We start from the raw sequence: 21,965 nt of genomic DNA, 5'->3' as shown, positions 1-21,965 counted from the left end.
CGACGATGGCCGCCGTCCCGCTGGCACCGCATCGTCCGGCCGGGATGAGGCGCGGGCCGCGGCGACCCTGGCATTCTCACGACGGAGGCGCGGCCATGACAGAAGCCATGTTCGGGGTGCTCGCGCTCCTCGTCCTGGCCTGGGTGGTCACCTCGGACCTCCTGGCCAGGGCGAACATCACCGGTCCGCTGTTCTTCACCGTCGCCGGATTCCTGATCGGAAGCCACGACTGGAAACACCTCACGGTGCAGGTCGATGCGCCGTCGGTCCATCTCGTCGCCGAGGTCACGCTCGCCTTGCTGCTGTTCGCCGACGCGGCGCGGGTCGACTTCTCCCAGCTGAGGCAGGACATCTACCTGCCCGGGCGCCTTCTCGGCATCGGTCTACCGCTCTCGGTCGTCCTGGGCTCGCTCCTGGCGGCTTGGCTGTTCGACGACTTCACCTGGGCCGTCGCAGGCTTCGTCGGCGCCACGCTGGCTCCCACCGATGCCGCGCTGAGCGCACAAGTCATCAACGACCGGCGGATACCGATGCGCCTGCGCCGTGCGCTGAACGTGGAGAGCGGACTGAACGACGGCATCGTCACCCCTGTCGTCACGTTCACGCTCGCTGTTGCCGCCGGGCAACTGGGACCCGGCGAGAAGGAAGGGTTCCTCGGTGACGGTGGTGCGCTGCTCGAGTTGGCGGTCGGCCTGGTTGTCGGTCTGGTGATCGGCCGGGGGAGCGCCAAGCTCCTGGCCTTCGGTTTCCGGCGGCGCTGGACCAGTACCGAAGCCCGCGGACTCGGCACACTCGCGGCCGCGCTCGGCAGTTTCGCCGTTGCGCTGACGTTGAGCGGCAACGGATTCATCGCGGCGTTCGTGGCCGGTCTCGCCTTCCGGGCGGGCCTGGACGGGGCGTTGCTGGACAGCGACGGCACCGACGGCACCGCCGCCGATGACGTCGTCGAGCTGCCCGAGCTGCTCGGTGAGATCCTGGCGTTCGTCGTCTGGTTCCTGTTCGGTGCCGCGCTGGTTCCGATCGCGATCGACAACTTCGACCTGCCGCTGCTCGCGTACGCCGTCCTCAGCCTGACCGTTGTGCGCATCGTTCCGGTCGCTGCGTCCCTGGTCGGCAAGGGACTGGACGGCCGTACGGTTCTGTTCCTCGGCTGGTTCGGGCCCCGCGGCCTGGCGTCGGTCGTGTTCGCCTTGCTCGCGATCGAGGAGCTGGGGACGACCGGGCCGGTGCAACCCGCGATCGCGGCCGTGGCCCTCACCGTGCTGATGAGCGTCGTACTGCACGGCGTCTCGGCCGGCCCGTTGGGCGGGTGGTACGTCCGGCACGAGCAAGCGCACGTCGACTCGGGCCCGGGCCCGGGCCCGCGGTCCCGACGGGCCGCCCATCGTCAGCTGGGCAGGCGTCTACGACCGTGACCGGCGACGCAGCGCGATCCGGGCGGCCAATCGCCCGAACACCGCTCCGACGGTCACGCCGACCAGAACGTCGCTCGGGTAGTGCACGCCGGTGTACACCCGCGAGAAGGCAACGACCGACGCCGCGGCCAGCAGGGGCCGCCGGAGTCTGGGCAGAACCCCGCCGACGGCGACGCCGAAGGCCGCCGCCGACGCGGAGTGTCCGGACGGGAACGACCCGGAGGACGGCATCGGAACCCATCGCTCGACCGGGACACCGTGGCCGCCGCGGTCGGGACGCGTGCGCTCACTCGCCATCCGCTTCATCGGCTGGTTCACCAGCAGGGACGCGGCCCCGACCGCGCTCAGGCCCGTCACCGCCGCCCGCCGTCCCCGCGGACCGCCGAACAGGGCGAGCGCACCGGCCGTCAGGAACCACGGCTTGGAGAAGTTCGCGAAATCGGACACCCGCCGCAGCGGCTCGTCCAGAACCGGTACGGACAGTCGCGCCACCGACCCGAACAGCGCGTGGTCGTAGGCCTCGAGACGCCGCAGCAAGCGTGAGAGCCGACCGCCCTCGTCAGGGCCCCTGGCCGGTGTCATCCTGCGGGTTTCCGGTCCCGGCCGAGCGCGATGCGCACCAGCTTGGCCACGCCGTCGCGCAGACCCTCGGGAGCTCTCGCCGACGGTGACGATCCGGGGTGCTGATGGGCGATCCGTACCTGGAGGACTCCTGGCCGGATCCGGAACTGCAGCGGTGCGTCGAGGACGAGGGCCTCCCCGTCGATACCCGCCGGGAGGGGGCGATCGGCCTCGACCTCGAAGGTCGGCGCAGACCACTCGCGCCACGGGCGCTGGACACGCCGGTGGCCGGCCTCCGGAGGCGCCCCGAGCACGGTGATTCCGAGCAGACCGTCGTCGATGCGCGGCCTCGTGCCGGAGCCGACGGCACGACCGAGGCGGTAGCGGTTGTTGGAGACGAGCACAGCCATACCGCCCCGGTGTCCGTCCCCACCGGGACCGGTCCAGCGCATGTCGAGCTCGCTGCCGCCGGCGCCGAGCGCATCCGGCACGGTGTCGAGCAGCGTCCGGAGCTTGGCCTCCCGGTACCCGCTGCGCTGGACGGCTTCGGCGTACAGGCCGAGCGACACGTTGTTGACGAACACCCTGCCGTTGACCTCGGCGAGATCGACCCACCGTTGACCGCCGTCGACGAACGCGTCCAGGGCGCCGACGACGTCGTCTCGGTCGACTCCGAGGTCGAGGGCGAAGTGGTTGCGGGTGCCGGCGGGCACGCAGGCGTACGGCAACGAGTGCTCGGCGGCGATCGCCGCGACGATCGCCTGCGAGCCGTCGCCGCCGGCCATCGCGAGCCCGTCGGCCCCCCGTGCCACCGCATCGCGGACCAGGGTCTCGAGGTCCTCCCCGGGCTTGAGCTCGATCGGCTCGATGCCGCGGCGGCGCGCTTCCTCGGCGAGCGCGAACCGCTCCGCCTTGCCGCCGCCGGAGCGCGGGTTGTAGAACAGCACCGCCCGCTGCGGAGCGGCAGCCCGCGGCAGCTCCGCGCGGGCGAGGAAGGCGGCGCGGGTCGCGGCCAGTGTCAGCAGGACCCCGGCCAGGACGAGCAGGTCGACGCCGAACTTGCCGCCCAGCGCGATGAGGAGGATCGCACCGGCGGCCGCGATCCCGGCGATGTACAGCCCGGCCACGCGGGCGACGCCGCGCCGCAGCGCGCCGTACCAGGCGGCTACGAGCGCGATCACCAGGCAGGCTATGACGGCAAGGCCCCGTGGGAACTCCTTGACCGCGACAATCACACCGAGGACGGCAGTCGCCGTCCCGGCCAACAGCGCCACCACCGCCGCCACCCGTCGCCTCATGGTGACCACGTCACACCCACCGAGCCGCGGAGGCATCCCACACCCAGGATGAATCGGTCCCGGGAACGGCCGCCGGGCCCGCTCGTCCATCAGGGGTGATGCGACGGCGCGGGTTGTGCTGAATCGTCGGCGCCGTACGCGGATCGCAGGGCCGCGTGTCCGGCTCGTCCGGCGAGCCGCACCGGCGACGAGGAGAGGGGCGGCCGGCCATGCCCACGAAGGTGCATCATCTGACGTTGCAGGAGCGGCAGGCCCAGGGACTCGAGGCTCGCACGCAGGTCCCGCCGGACAGCCACGCAGGCTGGCGGCCGGCCGCGGACCGGCCCGACCCGGTCTCGCTCATCGAGGAACAGAACCTCCGCCGGGACGCGGACCTGGTCCCGGTCCGGCACGGCCGGATGATGGCGTCGCCGTTCACGTTCTACCGCGGCGCCGCCAAGATCATGGCGGTCGACCTGGCCGCGACACCGACGTCCGGTCTCCAGGTCCAGTTGTGCGGTGACGCCCATCTGTCGAACTTCGGCGTCTTCGCCTCGCCCGAGCGCAACCTGGTGTTCGACATCAACGACTTCGACGAGACGCTGCCGGGGCCGTTCGAGTACGACGTCGAACGGCTGGCCGCGAGCTTCATGGTGGCGGCGCAGAACAACGGCTGCTCGACGCCGGACGCGCAGGCGATCACGAAAGGCTGTGTCACCTCCTACCGGGAGGCGATGGCCCATTTCGCCGGAATGCGAACTCTCGACGTCTGGTACGCGCACCTGGCCGAGGACCAGATCAAGGAGTCGGTGGACGCCTTCTTCGCGGCCAGCGGCCGGGCCAAAGGGTCCGGCAAAGATGGCAAGAAGGGCAAGCAGAAGAAGACCGGTGAGGACGAGGGCATCACCGGGATGACGCAGAAGCAGGTGAAGGAGGCCCAGAAGCGCTTCCAGAAGAACGCGCTGAAGGCACATTCCCGCAACAGCGACCAGGCCCTGTCCAAGCTCAGCGAGGAGGTCGACGGCCGCTACCGGATCGTCAGCGCCCCGCCGGTGATCGTCCCCGCCCGCGAGCTGCACGTGGTGTACGGCCGGGAACCCGCCGACTTCGAGGAGGTCGTGATCAGTCTGTTCACCGGCTACCGCGCCAGCCTCCGCCCCGAGCTGCGGCGCCTTCTGGAGCGCTTCGAGGTCATCGACTGGGCCCGCAAGGTCGTCGGTGTCGGCAGCGTCGGAACCCGGGCGTTCATCGTCCTGCTGCAGGGCCGCGACCGCGACGATCCGCTGTTCCTGCAGGTCAAGGAGGCCACCCAGTCGGTGCTCGAAGGACCGTTGCCGAAGAGCGAATTCGCGCAGTCGGGCGAGCGGGTCGTGCACGGGCAACGCCTGATGCAGGCCAGCAGCGACATCTTCCTGGGCTGGTCCGAAGGAGTGGAGCCCGGCCGGTACTACTACTGGCGCCAGTTGCGTGACATGAAGGGCTCGGCGCTCGTGGAGATGCTGAAGCCCGCGGAACTCGCCTTCTACGGCCGCACGTGCGGATGGACACTGGCCCGCGCGCACGCACGGTCGGGCGACCCGGTCGCCATCTCCGCCTACCTCGGCGAGGACGACAGCTTCGACAACGCGATCACCGACTTCTCCGAACGGTACGCGACCCAGAACGACCAGGACTTCGCGGACTTCGCCAAGGCCATCAGCTCGAACCGGATCGACGCGCTGCAACAGGTTTGAGGCCGGCCCCGTCGGTCCGAGGAGAGGACAGCACCGTGGGTGAGATCGGTATGGCAGTACCCTCAGCGACCGGGGGCGAGACGGCGCCGTACGCGCTGCCGCCGGACGCGGTGGTCGCGGCGGCCGGATCCGACACCGGGTCGGGGCTTTCCGCGGCCGAGGCGGCCCGACGGCTCTCGTCGTACGGCCCCAACGAGATCCCGGCCGAGAAGCCGCCCTCGGTCTGGGCCGTCGCGGGCCAGCAGTTGCGCGACCCGATGAACATCATGCTGATCGGAGTCGTGGTCGTCAGCCTGCTGATCGGCGAGCTGTCGACCGGCATCATCGTCGCCCTGCTGATCCTGCTGAACGTCGGTCTCGGCACCCGCCAGGAGTTGACGGCGCGGGCGAGCGTGAATGCCCTCGCCACCTTGCAGGTCCCGCAGGCGCGGGTGGTCCGCGACGGCGAGCCGGCGATGATCGCCGCCGCCGAGGTGGTCCCGGGCGACATCGTGCAAGTCGAGGCCGGTGACATCGTGCCCGCGGACGGACGCATCGTGCAGTCGGCGACGCTGGAGGCGCAGGAGGCTGCGCTGACCGGTGAGAGCGCGCCGATCGCCAAGGACGCCCACGCTCTGGACAGCTCCGACGTCGGCCTGGGTGACCAGACCGACATGCTGTTCCAGGGGACGTCGGTCACCCGGGGCACCGGCTCGGTGGTGGTCACCGCCACCGGCCTGCAGACGCAGATGGGCCGGATCGCGACGATGCTCACGTCCGTGACGCGGACGCGGTCACCGCTGCAGCGGGAGCTGGACTCCCTGACGAAGGTGCTCGGAATCATCGCCTGGGGAGCGGTCGCGATCATCGTGGTGGTCGGCCTGATCCGCGGGATACCGGGCAAGGACCTGCTGCTGCTCGGGACCGCGATGGCGATCTCGGCGATCCCGACCGGCATGCCGGCGTTCGTCTCCGGCCTGCTCTCGCTCGGCGCCCGGCAGCTGGCCGACGCGAAAGCCGTGGTGAAGAACCTGACCGACGTCGAGACCCTCGGTGCGACGAACGCGATCAACACCGACAAGACCGGGACCCTGACGCTGAACCAGATGATGGTCTCGACGTTGTACGCCGGCGGTTCCTGGTTCACCGTCGACGGCCAGGGCTACCGGATGAGCGGCGCGATCCGCTCGGTGGCCGGCGTTCCCGTCCCCGACTTCACCCGGCTCGGTCTCGGGCTGGCCCTCGACAGCGACGCGGTCGTCGGCGACGACGGTTCGGTGATCGGCGACCCGACCGAGGCGGCGCTGGTCGTCCTGGCCGCCAAGCTCGGTGTCGACGCGGAGGAGACCCGGCGTCGGTACCCGCGGCTGGCCGAGGTCCCGTTCGACTCCGAGTACAAGTTCATGGCGACGTTCCACCGGGTGACCGTCGACGGCGCCGAGCACGTCATCGAGCTGGTCAAGGGCGCGCCGGACGTCGTGGTGGCCCGCTGCAGCCAGGTCGGCGGACCGCTCAGCGGCTCGCAGATCCCGATCGCCGACGGGCGGCCTGGCATCGACGAGGCCAACCTGCGGATGGGGCGGCAGGGCCTGCGGGTGCTCGCGTTCGCGGCCCGCCTGGTCGGCGACGACGAGCTGGCGACGATGACCGCGGATCCGATGGCGCTGACCACCGGGCTGTCGTTCGTCGGGATGGCCGGCATCATCGACCCGCTGCGGGTGGAGGCGAAGAGCGCGGTCCGTACGGCGCTCGCGGCCGGCATCGACGTCCGGATGATCACCGGCGATCACGCGGTCACCGCCCAGGCGATCGGCGAGCAGCTGGGTCTGGGGCCGGGCGCGATCAGCGGCCAGGAACTGGCGGCGCTGGCCGACGAGCAGCTGAAGCAGCGACTGCCCGAGCTGCACGTGTTCGGGCGGGTCACCCCGCAGGACAAGCTGCGCCTGGCCCGGGCCATGCAGGAGCAGGGCATGATCGTCGCGATGACCGGGGACGCGGTCAACGACGCGGCCGCGCTCAAGCAGGCCGACATCGGGGTGGCGATGGGCAGCGGCAGCGAGGTCACCAAACAGGCCGCGCGGATGGTGCTCACCGACGACAACTTCGGGACCCTCGTGCACGCGGTCGAGATCGGCCGGCGCGTCTACGACAAGGTCGTCTCGTACGTCCGGTACCAGATGACGCAACTGCTGTCGCTCGTGCTGCTCTTCCTCGCCGCGACCGCGTTCGACATCAACGACGGTGTGGCGATGACTCCGTCGATGGTGCTGTTCCTGCTGTTCTTCGCCACCGCCGTCGGTGTCGTGGTGATCGCGATCGATCCCGGTGATCCCGAGGTCATGCACCGTCCGCCGCGCGACGCCGCCGTACCGATCACCAACCGGAACGCGGTGATCAGGTGGGTCGGCTACGCGTTCGTGCTCTTCCTGGCCGCCTTGGCGCCGCTGGTCGCGGGGCCGGACGATCCGAGTACGACGCAGGGCACGGTGTCGATGACGATGACCTTCGTGGTGATGGGCGTGGGGACCGCGTTCAACTCGGTGGTCAACCGGCGCGCCCCGGCCAGCGGTCTGACCCCGCCGATCGTGAAGGCGGCGGCGATCGCGGTGATCCCCATCGTGCTGTTGTTCCTGGCCAGCGAACTGCCGACGTTGCAGTCCGGTCTGCTGACCGTCGAGCTCAGCCCGCGCCAGTGGCTCACCTGTTTCGGCCTGGCCGCCCTGCTCCCGATCGCCGTCGAGGCGGACAAGCTGGTCACCCGGCGCAAGCGACGGACGCCGGTGCTGCTCCGCCCGGAGGATGCCGTCGCGCCGGCTCGCGTCCGGCAACCGGCCGGCTGAAGGTAGGGGGAGACCATGACATCTCGCGAACAGCGGATCGCCGACTTCATCGCGCCGTTCCGCGTCGAACCGGGCCAGAAGGTGCGGCTGGGCAGGGATTTCGCGCCGGACTTCAAGGGAACGATCGGTTCGAAGAAGCGCGGCCGCAAACTGCTGGTCCAGGGCACCGAACTGCTGTCCGAGTACCAGTCCCGGCTGTACGCCGACAACACCCACGGTGTGCTGGTGGTCCTGCAGGCGCTCGACGCCGCCGGGAAGGACGGCACGATCCGGCACGTCATGACCGGGGTCAACCCCCAGGGGGTGGCGGTGCACAGCTTCAAGGTCCCCTCGAGCGAGGAGCTGGACCACGACTACCTGTGGCGCTACGGGGTGCGCCTGCCGGCCCGCGGGCAGATCGGGATCTTCAACCGGTCGCACTACGAGGAGGTACTCGTCGTCCGCGTGCACCAGGAGCTCCTCGACCGGCAGAAGCTCCCGCGCGGCACCCGGAAAGGCGTGTGGAAGCGCCGCTACCACGAGATCAACGAGTGGGAGCGGATGCTCAGCGCCAATGGCATCAAGATCGTGAAGCTCTTCCTGAACCTGTCCCACGAGGAGCAGCGGATCCGCTTCCTGCGCCGGATCGACCTGCGCGACCACAACTGGAAGTTCTCCGCGGCCGACGTCCGCGAGCGCGAGTACTGGGACTCCTACCAGCGGGCGTTCTCGCGGATGCTGTCCAGGACGAGCACCGAGTGGGCGCCCTGGTACGTGATCCCCGCCGACCGCAAGTGGTACGCGCGGATCGCCGCGGCCGCCGTGATCGCCAACACGCTGATCGAGATCGATCCCCGCTATCCGAAGGTCGGCAAGGACGCCCGGGCGGCGCTGGAGGAGATCAAGACCGCCCTGGAGAAGCAGGCGCCCGAGGGCGCGGCGCCCGATCCGTTCGCGGGCGAGTAGGGCGAGCAGGGCGACGACCATGGCCGAAGGCACCGCTCGACCCGATGCGAAACCGGCCCGGTGGCGCGAGTACGTGCCCGGCCTGGACGTGGCCGCGTCGTACCGGCGCGCGTGGCTTCCGAAGGATGTCGTCGCCGGCCTCGTCTTGTCGGCCCTCCTGGTGCCGCAGGGGATGGCGTACGCCGAGCTGGCCGGACTGCCGCCGGTGACCGGTCTCTACACCTCGATCCTGTGCCTGCTCGGGTACGCGGTGTTCGGGCCCTCCAGGGTGCTGGTGCTCGGCCCGGACTCGTCCCTCGGACCGATGATCGCGGCTACGCTCGCGCCGCTGCTGCTGGCCGGCGGGGACCCGGGTCGTGCGGTCGCCCTCGCCTCCATGCTGGCCGTGATGGTCGGCGTGGTGATGACAGTGGCCGGCGTGGCCCGGCTCGGGTTCGTGGCGGACCTGCTGTCCAAGCCGACCCAGATCGGTTACCTGAACGGGCTCGCCCTGACCATCATCGTCGGCCAGCTCGACAAGCTCTTCGGTTTCTCGGTCGACGCCGACGGGCTGATCGCCGAGACGCGCGACTTCTTCTCGGGGCTTGCCAACGGCGAGGCCAACGCGACGGCTGCGGTCCTCGGGATCGGCTCGCTGATCGGCATCCTGCTCCTGAACCGGCTGCTGCCCAAGGTGCCGAGCGTCCTGGTCGTCGTGGTCCTGGCCGCCCTCGTGGTGAACGCGTTCGATCTCCAGGACCACGACGTCGACACCATCGGCGTGCTGCCGCAGGGATTTCCGCCCTTCACGATCCCCTCGGTCGGGTGGGACGACCTGCCGCCGCTGCTCGCCGGGGCGGTCGCGATCGCCGTCGTCGCGCTGGCCGACACGATGTCCACGGCCTCCGCGTTCGCCGCGCGCAAGGGCGATCGCGTGCGCGGCAACCAGGAGATGGTCGGTATCGGCGTCGCGAACATCGCGGCCGGCTTCTTCCAGGGCTTCCCGGTGAGTACCAGCGGGTCCCGCACCGCCGTCGCCGAGCAGGCCGGCTCCCGGTCCCAGGTGACCGGCATCGTCGGCGCCGCGGTGATCACTGTGGTCGTGGTCTTCGCCACCTCCTTGATGCAGTACGTCCCGCAGCCGACGCTCGGCGCGATCGTCATCGCGGCCGCGTTGTCCCTGGCCGACATCCGCGGTACGCGCCGCCTGTGGCACCAGCGTCGTACGGAGTTCCTGCTGTCCGTCGTGGCGCTGCTCGGTGTGGCCCTATTGGGAGTCCTGCCCGGCATCGGGATCGCCGTGGCGCTGTCTATCCTGAACGTCTTCCGGCGCGCCTGGTGGCCGCACCAGGCCGAGCTCGGCCGGGTGGGCGGGATCGCCGGTCTGCACGACACCGTCAGCTATCCCCACGCTCAGCTGCTGCCTGGCCTGGTCGTCCTGCGGTTCGACGCGCCGCTGATCTTCGCGAACGCGCGGATCTTCAGCGACACGGTGCGGGAGATCGCCGGCGACCGGCCCGGCCTGCGCTGGATCGTGATCGCCGCCGAGCCGATCACCGACGTCGACACCACGGCCTCCGACATGCTGCAGGAGCTCGACGCCTGGCTGAACGCCCGCGGGGTGTCCCTGGTCTTCGCGGAGATGAAGGACCCGGTGCGCGCGAAGATCGAGCGGTACGAGCTCACCCGGACGATCGATCCGGCGCACTTCCTGCCGACCCTCGACGACGCCGTCGCGGAGTACGTCCGGCAGACCGGCGCGCAGTGGCGGGACCCGCAGCCGGACGCCGACGACGAGAGCTCCCGGCGGTGAGTCCCGGACAGGGATCGAGCACGTCCGCGGACGGACGTGCTCGATGGCCGGCAGGACGAGCGACCGGGTGAGTCTGCCTGCCGACGCTCACCTCATCGGCGGTACGCGCTGTTCGGCCGCCGACTGCGGAACCTCGCCCTCCTGACCGTTCCAGGTGGCCTCGGCGCGCCGTTCGATCCGCTCGCGCGCCCCGCTCCACCCGGCGGTGAGCGCGTACAGCACGGCGGTGTCCAGCGCGATCATCAGCAGTGACCACACCGGGTAGGCGCCGATCGACACGATCTGCAGGACCACGTGCAGTCCTACCACGATGATGGCCGTGATCCTGGCCCACGTCTGCGCCGCCAGCAGGCCGCATCCGACGGCCAGCAGGACCAGCCCGGAGATCAGCAGGAACCATCCCCAGCCGGTCACGTCCACGACGATGAGCTTGTCCGGCGCGATGACCAGACGCTCGTCCTTGATCAGCGCGACGAATCCTTCGAACACGTTGACCAGCCCTATGACCACGAGCATCACACCCGCGAAGACAACCAAACCGGCCATGGCCCCCGGAGCCCGTTTCGCAGCCATCCGACATCCCCTCTCGTGCGACGGGAGCCGCCGGAACCGGTGGCTCCTCATCTGGATGCTGTCCCGGTCGCCGCACCGGCACCTCACCCCACGCGGATGAGGCCCTGCCGGCGCGGGCAGCGAGCTGCTTCATCCACGCAGGGTGAGGTTCGGGCTGTCCGCTGCGGAGACGATCGATCCCTCAGACGACCGTCGAGGAGGCGCAGCATGTCCGATCCAGGCCCGACGGTGCCAGATCCCGAGCCCACTGCGTCCGCCGCGCCCGCCGCGGAGCGGCCGTCGAGGGGCCGATCGGCCGCGGTGGTGATCTGCCTGCTGCTGGCGGCGTTGCTGACGACGCCGGCAGGCATCGCCTACTGGGGGCAGCGGACCCTCAACGACACCACACGCTACGTGAACACGGTGGGGCCGCTGGTGAACTCGCCCGAGGTCCAGAACGCCATCGCGACGAAGGTGACCGACACGATCCAGCAACAGGTCGACATCGAGGCGCTCCTCAACGACGTGTTCTCCGGGGTGATCACCGACCGGCCCCGGCTGCAACGACTCGTCGGGCCGCTCGCCGCCGCGATCAACAGCTTGATCGACCGCCAGGTCCGGGAGTTCCTCGCCTCGGACGAGTTCGCCGACCTCTGGACCGCGGTCAACACCAGAGCCCAGCAATCCCTGCAACGGCTGCTGAACGGTGACCAGTCCGGGGCCGTACAGCTCCAGGGTGACCAGGTCGTCCTCGACGTCTCCGAGGTCATCGAGCGCGTCAAGCAACGCCTCGTCGACCGCGGCCTCACGATCGTGCAGAACATCCCGGTCCCCAATGTCGACAAGCAGATCGTCCTGCTGGAAGCGCCGCAGCTGAAGCAGCTCAAGAACATCTACGCCCTCGCGAACCCGTTGGCGCAGTGGCTGATCGTGGTCGTCGCAGGTCTCTATCTGGCCGCGCTCGTGCTCGCCCACCGGCGCCCGCGGACCACAGTGGTCATCGGCGCGGCGCTGGCGGCGAACGCGCTGCTCCTGGCGTTGGCCATCTCCGTCGGACGCCAGCTGTTCAGCGACGCTCTCGCCGGAACGGTGTTCGGCCCGGCGAGCCGGGTCTTCTACGACACCCTGCTCGTCTACCTGGACCGAGGTCGGCAGGTCATGCTCTGGCTGGGCCTGATCCTGATCGTCGTCGGCTGGTTCGCCGGTGCCAACAAGTACGGATCCGCGGTCCGCGGCACAGTCCGGGGTGGGCTGGAGAACATCGGTGGTTCGCTCGCCGACGGACCGGTCGGCAACGCCGGCCGATGGGTCGCGCCGAACGCCGGATGGTTGCGTGTGGTGGCCGGCCTGGTGGGCGCCGTTGTCCTGCTCTGGGGCAACAACATGTCGGTGTCCCGGCTGTTCTGGTCGCTCGTGCTCGTCGTCGGGCTGCTGGCCGTCGTACAGGTCCTGGTCGGTGCGGGCAGGTCGGCGTCCCAGGCCCCGCCGATGGTTCCGGGACAAGCCGTCCCGGGCGCCGCGAAGTAGTCAGCTTGCCCGGCGCCGGTGGTCGGCGACGTACGGCAGGGGGTTGCCGGACGCTCGCGCGCCGGCGGCGAGCCAGGCCGCGACTCCGTCCGGGGAGCGCCGGTCGAGTTCGTCGAGATAGCGCTGCCGCTGTTCGACGACGGCCAGACGCTCCGCCGCCGTGACGGCCGCCTCCAGCCGGCGGAAGCTTCGCCGCCAGGCGAGACACACCGCCTCGTCGTCGAGGGACTCGAGCTCCACGACCGGCTCGGCCGCGGGCCCGCCGACGAGCGACGTCGCGGGGATGCGAGCTGCGGGCGACCCCGGCCGGCTGCCCGGAACGTCGCCCTTGGCTTCCCGTCGCGCCCTGAAGAACGAGGTGACCGGAGGTGCCGTCGCCACCAGTGCCAGCACCAGCAGGACGCCGGCGAGCTTGAGCACGACGATCAGCGCCACCGCGGCCGGGGCTGCCAGCCCGCCACTGAAAGCGACCCGGAGGATTCGGGGCACCGCCCGCCGTCCGTCCTCTGCCCACAGGGACGCTGCGATGACGCCGGTCACCAGCACGAGCAGAATCACGCAGAGTACGACGGTGGTCACGTCCCAGCTGACGAGCGCACAACCGAGGCCGGCCGCCGTGGCGAGATGGGCCGACCATGACCAGATCGTGCTGCCGGCGGAACTGCCGCCCTGGTTCCTGCCGGCGCCGTGGGACGGCGTCGGCCGGCTCATGTTCCCAGCCCTTCGCCAGGTCGCCGATCGGCTCGGTCAATGACTCGGTGGATGACCACGGCACCCTCCACATCACCAGGGACGCGGCAGCCTGCGGCTGCCGGCTCTTGGCGCCACCCACCCCTCAGAGAATGACACCAAGAGCGACGGCGGTGGCCGGGTGCGGATCGATCCCACCGGCCGATCGCACGGTCCACCTGTGAGCCGACGGTAGGCGCGGCCGGCCCGAGCAGGCGTCACCCTCGGCGGACGATCTCGGCCCGCCCCGGAACGGTCGGCATCATCGGCCGGGTCGCTTGCTCAGCAGGCCGAGCTCGCGGGCGCGCCGTACGGCGTCCCGGCGTCTGGTCACGCCCAGCTTCTGGAAGATCCGCTTGAGGTGTGCTTTCACCGTGTTCACCGACACGAACAGCTCCACCGCGATCTCCGCGTTGGTCATCATCGTCGGCAGGTAGTTCAGGACGGTCAGCTCACGGTCCGTCAGCGGCTCGGTCGTCGGGGCGCCCAGCGCGCCCAGCGGCTTGACCAGGCCCAGGCCCGCGATCAGCTCGTCCAGGAACGCGGCGGCGTCGGGATCCCATCGCGCGGTCAGGGGCAGCAGCCGCGACAGCCGATCCGTGGGCCCGAACAGGAACGGCCGGCGGACGCCCTCGCGCCGTGCGGCGTCCACCGCCCGGCCGAGGGCGCCGAGGGCACGGTCGGTCGCACCCTGCCGGTCGGCCAACAGCGCTGTGAGCAGCCAGACCTCCACCGCGGCGGTGGGATCGTTCGTGCTGACCCGCAGCGGCGAGAGGATCGCCTCGGCGCGGTGCGTGTCACCGCCGGCGAGGAACGCTTCCGCCAGGCAGGTCTGCTCCCGATCGAAGGGCGGCTGATAGCCCGTCGGCGCATCGAACCTGGCGATCGCCGCCGTCGGGTCGTCCGCCGCCAGGTCGAGCTCGGCCTCGGTGACGGCATACCAGCGCTGCAGCAGGACCGGTGGCCGCCACCGCTCGATCTCGCCGCGCACGCGCGCCAGTTGCTCGCGCGCCGCCTCGACCCGGCCGAGCGACGCGTACAGACGTGCCTGCGCCAGACCGGCCGCGCACCTGGCCGTCAGTTCCGGACGCGCGGCCTCGGCGCCGCGGGCCAGCTGGCTCTGCGCCTCGTCGAGATCGTTCCATCGAAGGTGGATGATCGACAGCGCCAGGTACGCCGTTGCGGCCTGCGGGAGCGGCTCCCAGCCGCGGGCGTCGACGAGTTCGACGGCCTGGGTGGCGTACCCGAAACCCCGTTGCAGCCGGCCGGAGACGGCGGCGGCGAGTCCCAGATGGGCCAGGACGTTGATCCGGGAGGCGTCCAGCCGATGGGCGGTGGTGAGCCGGAGCCCTTCCTGCAGACGCGCCTCGGCCTCGTCGAAGGTGTCGCACCACAGCAGGCCGGTGCCCAGATTGCTCAAGGCGATCGCGCGGTACTGATCGGCCGCCGGAAGCGACGCACCCGGTCCGGACGTCTCGCCGAGCGCCGCCGCGGAGTCCGCGACCAGGGCGTCGATGTCGCCGCGCGAGCGGGTGACGGCGGCCGAGAACACATGGATCGCGATCGAGGTGCCGATCCGCGCCTCCGGACTCGTCCGGTCCAGCTGTGCCCGGGCCCGGTCCAGGTGCGGACGCATCTCCTGTACCCGGCCGGCGTGCATACACAGAGCCGCCGCGGCCACGGCCAGCGCCGGGGCCTCGGTGAGCCGGCCGGCCGGAATGCGGGCCAGCTGCGCCGCGACCGCCGAGCGTTCGGACGAAACCATCAGCGGGGCGGCCCTGGTGACGAACAGCCGGCCGAGCAGCGCCCAGTCGGCGGCGTCAGCGCTGTGCCGCAACGCCTCGATCGGCTGACCGTTCGCCGCGAACCAGAGGGCGGCCCGCCGTTCCAGGTCGGGCACGATCTCCGGCTCGACGAGCGTCAACTGGTGACGCAGCATCTCCCGGAGCATCGGGTGGTACCGGTACCAGTGCCGGTCCGGGCTCAGCCCGACCACGAACGCGTTCGACCTCTCGAGCAGCTCCAGGAAGCGCTGCCCGCGGGAATCGTCGGTCAGCGCCTGGGCGAGCCCGCCGGTCAGCCGTTCGGTCACGGAGGTCCGCAGCAGGAACTGCTGGAGCTCGGGCGGCTGGTTGGTGAGAACCTCCTCGACGAGGTAGTCGCTCACCGCCTGATCGTTCACGGCGAAGTCCGCCGCGGTCCGGTCCGGTCCTCCGCGTTTGAGGAAGTAGGTCGCCAGTTGGAGCCCGGCCGGCCAGCCTTCGGTCCGGTCGACGAGCAACCGTGCCTCGTCCGGCTCGATCGGGACGCCGCCCGCGGCGAACAGCGCCAGCGCCTCGGGGACGTCGAAGGCGAGGTCATGGGAGCGGATCTCGGCCAGCTCGCCCCTGAGTTCGAGGCGGCGCAGTGGAAGTGCGGGAACCGCCCTCGACAGCAGCACCAGTCGCAACTGCTCGGGTGGGTGTCGCAGCAGCTCGGCGATCCCGGTGAGCACCGCCGGTTCGCGCACGATCTGGAAGTCGTCGAGGACGACGACGACCGGCTCCGGCAGCCCGGTGAGCCCGGCGACGAGCCGGCGATGGTTGCCTTCCCTGCCGCCGAGGCCCGGTGCGAGACCCGCCAGCGGGTTGCCGCGGGGGATCTCGGTGGCGCTGCGGATCGCGGCCACGAACGAGGTCCAGAAGGAGCGCGGATGGTTGTCGCTCTCGTCGAGCGAGAGCCACGCCACCGAACCCGGGCCCGGGGGCGCCGCGGACCACGACGCCGTCGCCAGCGTCTTTCCCCAGCCGGCGCCCGCGCTCACCACCGTCAACGCGCGCCGCGTGCCCTCGTCGAGCATGCCGGCGATCCGCGGCCGGTCGACGTACGTCGACGGCACACGCGGCCGCGCCAGCTTGGTAGTGAGCAGGTGGATGTCCGACGCCGCGGAGGCATCGAAAAGGAACTGTTCGGCGTCAGCAGGTGACATTGCCCCGACCCTGTCGACCGCACGCAGTCCGTACCGAAGGCCCCTCCAGCTGGACGACGGACAAACGCACGGGTACCGAGCGCTGGTCCTGAGTAGCCCCGGATCACATCGCCCCCGCGACGAGGCACTCGGTCTGAATCGCGCCCCCACGACCAGCCCTGTCTCGGCCCCATGCTACGCGCATTCGCCCGGCATTACCCCCTTCGGGTGATGCCCTCGGACTCCAGCGGAGTCACGGTATGGCTCATGGGGGGGAAGTACGGAACCGAGCAGCCCGCTGGGGTCGACGGCGCAGGGTCCGTCGATCCCTTGTCGGCGGTTCGGTTCGGTATCCCGCGACGTCCGCGGCGGTACGTCGACCGGCCGCGCCTCAACAAGCGTTTGGACCGGGACGCCGAATTGCCGCTGACACTGGTCAGCGCTCCGGCCGGTAGTGGGAAGACCGCCCTCGTTGCCGCCTGGGCTGCGGCCCGGCGGGAAGCGACCGGGCGGGGCGTTGCTTGGCTGACGCTGGAGGAGCAGGACCTCCCGGCAGCGATGTTCCTGGCCGAGGTCGTCGAAGCCCTCCGCCGGCAGGGCGTGGTCCTGCCGGGAGCCCGTGACGACACCGCGGACGCCCACTCCCAGCTGCTCACCGAGCTCGCCACGGCGCTGGCCCTGCGGACGCACCCGGTGACGCTCGTGCTGGACGGCTACGAGATCGCCGGCGCCGAGCAGTCGAGCGACCTCGACTTCCTGCTGCAGCACAGCGATCAGCGCCTGCACGTGGTGATCCTGACCCGCGTCGATCCCGCGCTTCCGCTGCTGCGCTACCGCCAGGCAGGGATCATCACCGAGATCCGGATGGCGGATCTCGCCTTCACCGAGGCGGAGACAGCCCGCCTGATCCACCTGTCGCGGATCAGCGTGCGCAGCGACTCCGTCACGGCGCTGACCCGGCGGACCCGGGGCTGGGCGGTCGGCCTGCGCTTCGCGAGCATGTACCTGGAGCGGAGCGACGATCCGGACGAGGCGGTGGCCCATCTCGCCGGCGACAGCGGCAACATCGCCCAGTACCTGTCGGTCGAGATGCTCCGGACGCAGTCGGCCGAAGTACGGTCGTTGCTGCTGCGCACCAGCGTCGTGGACGTGCTCCAGCCCGGGCTGATCGAAGAGCTCGGCGGGCCTTCGGCCGGGCAGACCCTCGTGGCGCTGTCCGCCGGCAACGTGCTCGTCGAGCCACTGCCCGACCATCCCGGCTGGTACCGCTACCACCCCTTCCTGCGGGACCTGCTGCGCGCCGAACTCGCCTACGAGTCACCGCGGCAACGGCAGCAGCTGCTGAAGAAGGCGGCCGACTGGTTCGCCCGGCAAGGCTTGCTCGAGGCCGCCGTCGGCCTGGCTTCCGAGGCCGGGGCCTGGAGCGATGCCTCGGCGTACGTCGTGGACGGTCTCGCCATCGGCGCGGTCCTGCTCGGTGACGACAGCTGCGGGGTGCACGTGACCCTGCGGAAGATGCCGCCCGACGTCGGTGATCCGGCCGCCAGGGTGGTCAGGGCCGCGCTGGCTCTGACCGACCGTGACACCGCCTCGTGTGCCCACGAGCTCGAGCAGGCGTGTACGTCGCTGACCCCGGAATCGGACCACGATCAGGCCGTCGAACTGGCCGCCGACATCGTCCGGACCGCGTGGTCGTCGCTGACCGGCGATCCGCGCACCGCGCTGCTCGCCGACCTGGCCGAGCAGAAACTCGACACGCAGGACCGGCGGAAGCTCGCGGCCCATCCCGAGCTTGCCCTGCTGGTCCGGGCCGTCAAAGCGCGGGCGCTCCTGCAGGACGGCGATATCGCCGGGGCACGCACCACGCTGATCGCCGCGGTGGATGCGGTGGTGCCGGGGTACGAGAACCTGACCGCGGCGTGCCTCGGCTACCTCGCTCTGCTCGACTCCGCCGAGGGCGCACTGCGCGACGCTCGCGACTGGGCGGCCCGGTCGGTGGCCCTCACCGAGTATGCAGGGGGGCCGGCGGAATGGCCTCCGGCCGCGACCGAGATCGCCCTCGCCGGCGTGAGCATCGAACGTCACGAGCTCCGGGCCGGCGACGACCACCTCAGAGCGGCGATGCGGTCGTTCGACGGGTGCGACGAACCTGTCCTGCAAGCCCAGGCGGCCGTGGTACAGGCGCGTCTGCTGGAGGCTCGCGGAGCGCTCGACGAGGCCATGGCCCTGGTCGAGGCGGCCGCCGATCGGACCGGCGTCGACATCGGCTGGCCCGCACGCCCGCTCCAGGTCGAAGCGGCCAAGCTGAAGGTCGCCCAGGGCTGGCCCGACGAGGCAGCACGGATGATCGAGCGGCTGGACGACCGCACCGACGCCGTCGGCACCCTCGTGCTCGGTCAGGCGCATCTGCAGCGGGAGAACTGGACCGGTGTCGCGGCGTCGGTCTCCCGCATTCTTGCTCAGGGCAACGAGATGCCGTTGCAGGCCACGGTCGGCGCCCGGCTGCTGGAGGCGGCGTACGAGTTGCACTGCGGGGAGTCCGGCCGCGCCCGGACCGCGGTCGCCGACGCTGTCCGCCTGGCCCGGCCGGAGGAACTGCGCCGGCCGTTCTGGGAGGCGGCCCCGGCCGTCCGGCAGCTGCTCGAGTCCGACCCGGAGCTGGTCGGCCAGAACCCCTGGCTCCGGCCCGTCCTCGGGCCCCGGACCAGGACGGTCCGGATCCGCACCGCTCCGGCTCCCGGCCACGCGGACGCCGAGCCGATCATCGAGCCGCTCACGCCGAAGGAGACGGAGGTGCTCGGTCACCTGTCCGAGCTGCTCACCACCGAGGAGATCGCGCTGGAGATGTACGTGTCGGTCAACACCGTACGCACCCACATCCGCAACATTCTCCGCAAGCTCGCGGTGTCACGGCGCAACGAGGCCGTACGCCGTGCCCGGGCGCTCAGCCTGATCCCGGCCTGAGGCGCCGGCCACCGCTCGGTCGCGGCGTTTCGGGACCAGATCGTCCGGAGCGGGTGATGCAGGTCCGCGCGGCCCGGCGCATCGTCCGACTAGCGGGCCGGGGAACCGGCAGGCCGTTGTGGCCGCCGGACTCCGGACCGTGATGACCCAACACACCCAGGGAGTGAACGACAGTGACCCAAGGGGCAGCAGCATCGCACTACGACGCCGCGGGCGAGGAACACGAGGCCAGCAGCTGGGCGATCGGGTTCGTCCTGTTCGCCGGCGTCATGATGATCATGGCCGGATCCTTCCAGGCGTTCTCCGGCCTGGTGGCGCTCTTCGAGAACGAGTTCTACGTCGCCACCCGCAACTACCTGTTCCAGTTCGACGCCACCGCCTGGGGCTGGATCCACCTGATCGGCGGTGCGCTGGTGGCGCTGGCCGGCTTCGCGGTGATGGCCGGACAGACCTGGGCGCGTGTGGTCGGCATCATCCTGGCGGTGCTGAGCGCATTCGCCAACTTCACCTTCATCCCGTACTACCCGTTCTGGGCGATCATGATCATCGCCGTCGACGTCTTCGTGATCTGGGCACTGGCCGTGCACGGTCGCGACGTGAAGGCCTGAGTCGACGCCGATGGCCGCCGAACGGAAAGGGCTGGCGCTGTCCGGGTTCGTCGTGTTCGCCGGCGCGATGCTGATGGTGATCGGCCTGGTGAACGTCTTCCAGGCGTTCGTCGCGTGGTTCGCCGATGACCGGCTGGCCGCGAAACCGGAGCACTTCGTCGTCGTGAACACGACCGCCTGGGGGTGGGCCCTGCTGATCTCCGGCCTGCTCCTGATGGCCGTCGGCGGCGGCCTGCTCGCCGCCACCGGCTGGTCGCGGATCGCCGCGATCGTGGTGGTCTGCCTGCACGCTGTCTCGCAGGTCGCCTCGTTCGGCGCCTACCCGGTCTGGTCGCTGCTGATGATCGCGCTCGACGTGATCGTGCTGTGGGCCCTCACCGCGCGGTGGTCCGACGTCCGGGACCGCCTGGGCGGCGTCGGCGACGCTCCCTGGAGCAGCGCCCAAGGTCCGCAGGTCTAGACCTGGAGGTTTCAGGGCCGGCGCCGGGTCACTCGATCCGGCGCCGGGTCTCGTCGACGTACGGCAGCGGGTCGCCGGAGGCTCGCGCACCCGAGGCGAACCAGGCAGCCAGCCCGTCCGGCGATCGCCGGTGCAGCTCGTCGAGATACCGCTGCCGCTCCTGGACCACGGCCAGCCGCGCACTCGCCGTCGAAGCAGCCTCCAACCGGAAGAAGCTCCGGCGCCACTCCAGACAAAGCGCCTCGTCATCCAGCCGTGCAAGCTCCCCCGCCGCCCCCGACTGCGCCGCCCCCGACTGCGCCGCCGCGGCCTGCCCGTCGCCCGCCCGGCCCCCCACCGGCCACCCCTCGCCGGGCTGCGCGTCGCCCGCCTGGGTCTCGCCGGGCTCCGCCTGCCCCGGCTGTGCGCCGTCCGGCTGAGTCTCGCCAGGCTGCGCGTCGTCCGGCTGCATCCCGCCGGTCTGCGTCTCGCCGAGCTGTGTCTCGCCGGGCTGTGCGTCGTTCGCCCGGGTCTCGCTCGGCCGCGGCCCGCCGTACGGTGCCTCGTCGGGCCGTGTGTCGGGCTGCGTCTCGTCGGGGACTGCTTCGTGGGGCCGTGTGTCGCTGCGGTGGGTCTCGTCCGGCAGTGCTTCGTGGGACCCTGTCTCGTCCGGCCGGGCTGGTGGGAACCAGCGTGCGCGTACGAGGGCTGTGAGTGAGGGCATTGTCACGGCGAGAATCAGGGCGATCAGGAGGCCGGCGGAGCCGAAGGCTGCGATCAGGCCGGCTACGGCGGGGCCGAGGACGGCGCCGGCGCCGGTCGTCTTGGCGATCTTGCGACCCGCCCCCTGGACGTCGTCGCCCGACCAGACGGACGACGCGACGACGGCCGCCACCAGCGTGCCGAACGCCACCAGCACGACCGCGGCCGACCACCCCCACCAGGCGAAGATGCAGAGGATCCCGATCCCGGCCGTCACGCAGGCACAACACCACCAGACCAGCCGGCCCACGCTGCGTGGTCCGCCGGCCCCGGGCTGGTCGGCACCGGATCGCCGTGGCGTCGCACTCACCCTCAGGAACCTGTCACCTCCCCGCCTGACCTGCCTCATCCTCGCCGGATGAGGCACGCGCGGCCGACGCGGCGAAGGCTGGAACCGACGATTCCGTCGAGGGGAGACCGGCCATGTCGCACACGAGACCGCACGAAACCGCCGACGTGGCTGAGCCGGAGAAGCCGTACCACGTCCAGCCCACGGCGATGTCGGCCTGGGTCGGCTGGATCGCGTTCGCCGGCGTGATCATGGTGCTGCTCGGCATCTTCCACGTGCTCCAGGGGTTCGTCGCCCTGTTCGAGGACGGCTACTTCCAGGTCGACAAGTCGCACCTCACCGTGCAGGTCTCCTACACGGTCTGGGGCTGGGTGCACATCATCGGCGGCGCCATCGTCGCGGGCGCCGGTATCGCGGTGTTCGCCGGCCAGCTGTGGGCCCGGATCGTCGGCGTCCTGGTGGCGATGGCGAGCGCGATCGTGAACGTCGGATTCCTGGCCGCGCACCCGTTCTGGTCGGGCATCATGATCCTGATGGACATCCTGATCATCTGGGCGCTGACCGTCCACGGCCGCGAGATCAAGGAGTAGACGCCGCTCCACGGGC

General features: G+C 70.9%; 16 protein-coding genes. 10 read left to right on the top strand and 6 right to left on the bottom strand.

The features are described 5' to 3' along the window. Nucleotides 1-95: 95 nt before the first annotated feature. The gene (locus tag ACWEOO_RS38105) at nt 96-1,415 is read left to right on the top strand and encodes a cation:proton antiporter (RefSeq protein ID WP_452147181.1); all 1,320 of its coding nucleotides are present in this window, start codon (nt 96-98) and stop codon (nt 1,413-1,415) included. Here ACWEOO_RS38105 and ACWEOO_RS38100 read toward each other — a convergent pair. Together ACWEOO_RS38100 and ACWEOO_RS38095 are read right to left on the bottom strand one after the other, a co-directional pair. Further along, complete coding sequence (locus ACWEOO_RS38100; protein WP_452147180.1) at nt 1,404-1,952, bottom strand: phosphatase PAP2 family protein; 549 nt, start codon at nt 1,950-1,952, stop codon at nt 1,404-1,406. The genes ACWEOO_RS38105 and ACWEOO_RS38100 overlap by 12 nt on opposite strands. A 41-nt stretch (nt 1,953-1,993) precedes the next feature. After that, the gene (locus ACWEOO_RS38095; RefSeq protein WP_452147179.1) at nt 1,994-3,274 is read right to left on the bottom strand and encodes a diacylglycerol/lipid kinase family protein; all 1,281 of its coding nucleotides are present in this window, start codon (nt 3,272-3,274) and stop codon (nt 1,994-1,996) included. A gap of 209 nt (nt 3,275-3,483) precedes the next feature. Between ACWEOO_RS38095 and ACWEOO_RS38090 the strand changes: the two genes are divergently transcribed. Genes ACWEOO_RS38090 through ACWEOO_RS38075 form a run of 4 tightly spaced genes read left to right on the top strand, consistent with a single transcriptional unit; the run spans nt 3,484 to nt 10,542 of the window. Beyond that, a complete protein-coding gene (locus ACWEOO_RS38090; RefSeq protein WP_452147178.1) occupies nt 3,484-4,986 on the top strand; it encodes a DUF2252 domain-containing protein in 1,503 nt (500 codons plus the stop codon). Nucleotides 4,987-5,036: 50 nt separating this feature from the next. Beyond that, on the top strand, nt 5,037-7,805 hold the full coding sequence (locus ACWEOO_RS38085; RefSeq protein WP_452147177.1) for a cation-translocating P-type ATPase: 2,769 nt from the start codon (nt 5,037-5,039) through the stop codon (nt 7,803-7,805). Nucleotides 7,806-7,820: 15 nt separating this feature from the next. Beyond that, nucleotides 7,821-8,750: a PPK2 family polyphosphate kinase gene (locus ACWEOO_RS38080; RefSeq protein WP_452147176.1), complete on the top strand. Its 930-nt coding sequence runs from the start codon at nt 7,821-7,823 to the stop codon at nt 8,748-8,750. 19 nt (nt 8,751-8,769) lie between these two features. Further along, entirely contained in the window at nt 8,770-10,542 is a 1,773-nt protein-coding gene (locus ACWEOO_RS38075; protein ID WP_452147175.1) for a SulP family inorganic anion transporter, read from the top strand. A gap of 87 nt (nt 10,543-10,629) precedes the next feature. Here ACWEOO_RS38075 and ACWEOO_RS38070 read toward each other — a convergent pair whose 3' ends face one another. Next, nucleotides 10,630-11,115, bottom strand: coding sequence for a DUF7144 family membrane protein (locus ACWEOO_RS38070; RefSeq protein ID WP_359925478.1), 486 nt, complete (start codon nt 11,113-11,115; stop codon nt 10,630-10,632). A gap of 207 nt (nt 11,116-11,322) precedes the next feature. Between ACWEOO_RS38070 and ACWEOO_RS38065 the strand changes: the two genes are divergently transcribed. Beyond that, on the top strand, nt 11,323-12,621 hold the full coding sequence (locus ACWEOO_RS38065; RefSeq protein WP_452147174.1) for a hypothetical protein: 1,299 nt from the start codon (nt 11,323-11,325) through the stop codon (nt 12,619-12,621). On the opposite strand, the gene ACWEOO_RS38060 is transcribed toward ACWEOO_RS38065, so the two are convergent. Both ACWEOO_RS38060 and ACWEOO_RS38055 read right to left on the bottom strand, forming a co-directional pair. Further along, entirely contained in the window at nt 12,622-13,332 is a 711-nt protein-coding gene (locus ACWEOO_RS38060) for a hypothetical protein (RefSeq protein WP_452147173.1), read from the bottom strand. A gap of 280 nt (nt 13,333-13,612) precedes the next feature. Next, complete coding sequence (locus tag ACWEOO_RS38055) at nt 13,613-16,318, bottom strand: LuxR C-terminal-related transcriptional regulator (protein ID WP_452147172.1); 2,706 nt, start codon at nt 16,316-16,318, stop codon at nt 13,613-13,615. 246 nt (nt 16,319-16,564) lie between these two features. On the opposite strand from ACWEOO_RS38055, the gene ACWEOO_RS38050 reads away from it, so the two are divergent. From ACWEOO_RS38050 to ACWEOO_RS38040, 3 genes are all read left to right on the top strand, one after another. Then, on the top strand, nt 16,565-19,261 hold the full coding sequence (locus ACWEOO_RS38050; protein ID WP_452147171.1) for a LuxR C-terminal-related transcriptional regulator: 2,697 nt from the start codon (nt 16,565-16,567) through the stop codon (nt 19,259-19,261). Between the two features lie 173 nt (nt 19,262-19,434). Further along, a complete protein-coding gene (locus ACWEOO_RS38045) occupies nt 19,435-19,869 on the top strand; it encodes a DUF7144 family membrane protein (protein ID WP_452147170.1) in 435 nt (144 codons plus the stop codon). Between the two features lie 10 nt (nt 19,870-19,879). Continuing rightward, nucleotides 19,880-20,329, top strand: coding sequence for a DUF7144 family membrane protein (locus tag ACWEOO_RS38040; protein ID WP_452147169.1), 450 nt, complete (start codon nt 19,880-19,882; stop codon nt 20,327-20,329). Between the two features lie 28 nt (nt 20,330-20,357). Here ACWEOO_RS38040 and ACWEOO_RS38035 read toward each other — a convergent pair whose 3' ends face one another. Next, nucleotides 20,358-21,287 carry a hypothetical protein gene (locus ACWEOO_RS38035; RefSeq protein ID WP_452147168.1) on the bottom strand — a complete coding sequence of 310 codons (930 nt, stop codon included), beginning with the start codon at nt 21,285-21,287 and terminating at the stop codon, nt 20,358-20,360. A 206-nt stretch (nt 21,288-21,493) separates the two neighbouring features. Between ACWEOO_RS38035 and ACWEOO_RS38030 the strand changes: the two genes are divergently transcribed. Beyond that, a complete protein-coding gene (locus ACWEOO_RS38030; RefSeq protein ID WP_359925458.1) occupies nt 21,494-21,949 on the top strand; it encodes a DUF7144 family membrane protein in 456 nt (151 codons plus the stop codon). Nucleotides 21,950-21,965: the final 16 nt, after the last annotated feature.

This window comes from Kribbella sp. NPDC004138, from assembly GCF_053603655.1.
This window is presented reverse-complemented; position numbering and strand designations above follow the sequence as displayed.

Coding starts and splice junctions, on each gene's coding strand:
- ACWEOO_RS38095 (WP_452147179.1), bottom strand. CDS start 3,274: ATGAGGCGACGGGTGGCGGCGGTGGTGGCGCTGTTGGCCGGGACGGCG.
- ACWEOO_RS38060 (WP_452147173.1), bottom strand. CDS start 13,332: ATGAGCCGGCCGACGCCGTCCCACGGCGCCGGCAGGAACCAGGGCGGC.
- ACWEOO_RS38030 (WP_359925458.1), top strand. CDS start 21,494: ATGTCGCACACGAGACCGCACGAAACCGCCGACGTGGCTGAGCCGGAG.
- ACWEOO_RS38105 (WP_452147181.1), top strand. CDS start 96: ATGACAGAAGCCATGTTCGGGGTGCTCGCGCTCCTCGTCCTGGCCTGG.
- ACWEOO_RS38085 (WP_452147177.1), top strand. CDS start 5,037: ATGGCAGTACCCTCAGCGACCGGGGGCGAGACGGCGCCGTACGCGCTG.
- ACWEOO_RS38080 (WP_452147176.1), top strand. CDS start 7,821: ATGACATCTCGCGAACAGCGGATCGCCGACTTCATCGCGCCGTTCCGC.
- ACWEOO_RS38040 (WP_452147169.1), top strand. CDS start 19,880: ATGGCCGCCGAACGGAAAGGGCTGGCGCTGTCCGGGTTCGTCGTGTTC.
- ACWEOO_RS38050 (WP_452147171.1), top strand. CDS start 16,565: ATGGGGGGGAAGTACGGAACCGAGCAGCCCGCTGGGGTCGACGGCGCA.
- ACWEOO_RS38055 (WP_452147172.1), bottom strand. CDS start 16,318: ATGTCACCTGCTGACGCCGAACAGTTCCTTTTCGATGCCTCCGCGGCG.
- ACWEOO_RS38090 (WP_452147178.1), top strand. CDS start 3,484: ATGCCCACGAAGGTGCATCATCTGACGTTGCAGGAGCGGCAGGCCCAG.
- ACWEOO_RS38075 (WP_452147175.1), top strand. CDS start 8,770: ATGGCCGAAGGCACCGCTCGACCCGATGCGAAACCGGCCCGGTGGCGC.
- ACWEOO_RS38070 (WP_359925478.1), bottom strand. CDS start 11,115: ATGGCTGCGAAACGGGCTCCGGGGGCCATGGCCGGTTTGGTTGTCTTC.
- ACWEOO_RS38065 (WP_452147174.1), top strand. CDS start 11,323: ATGTCCGATCCAGGCCCGACGGTGCCAGATCCCGAGCCCACTGCGTCC.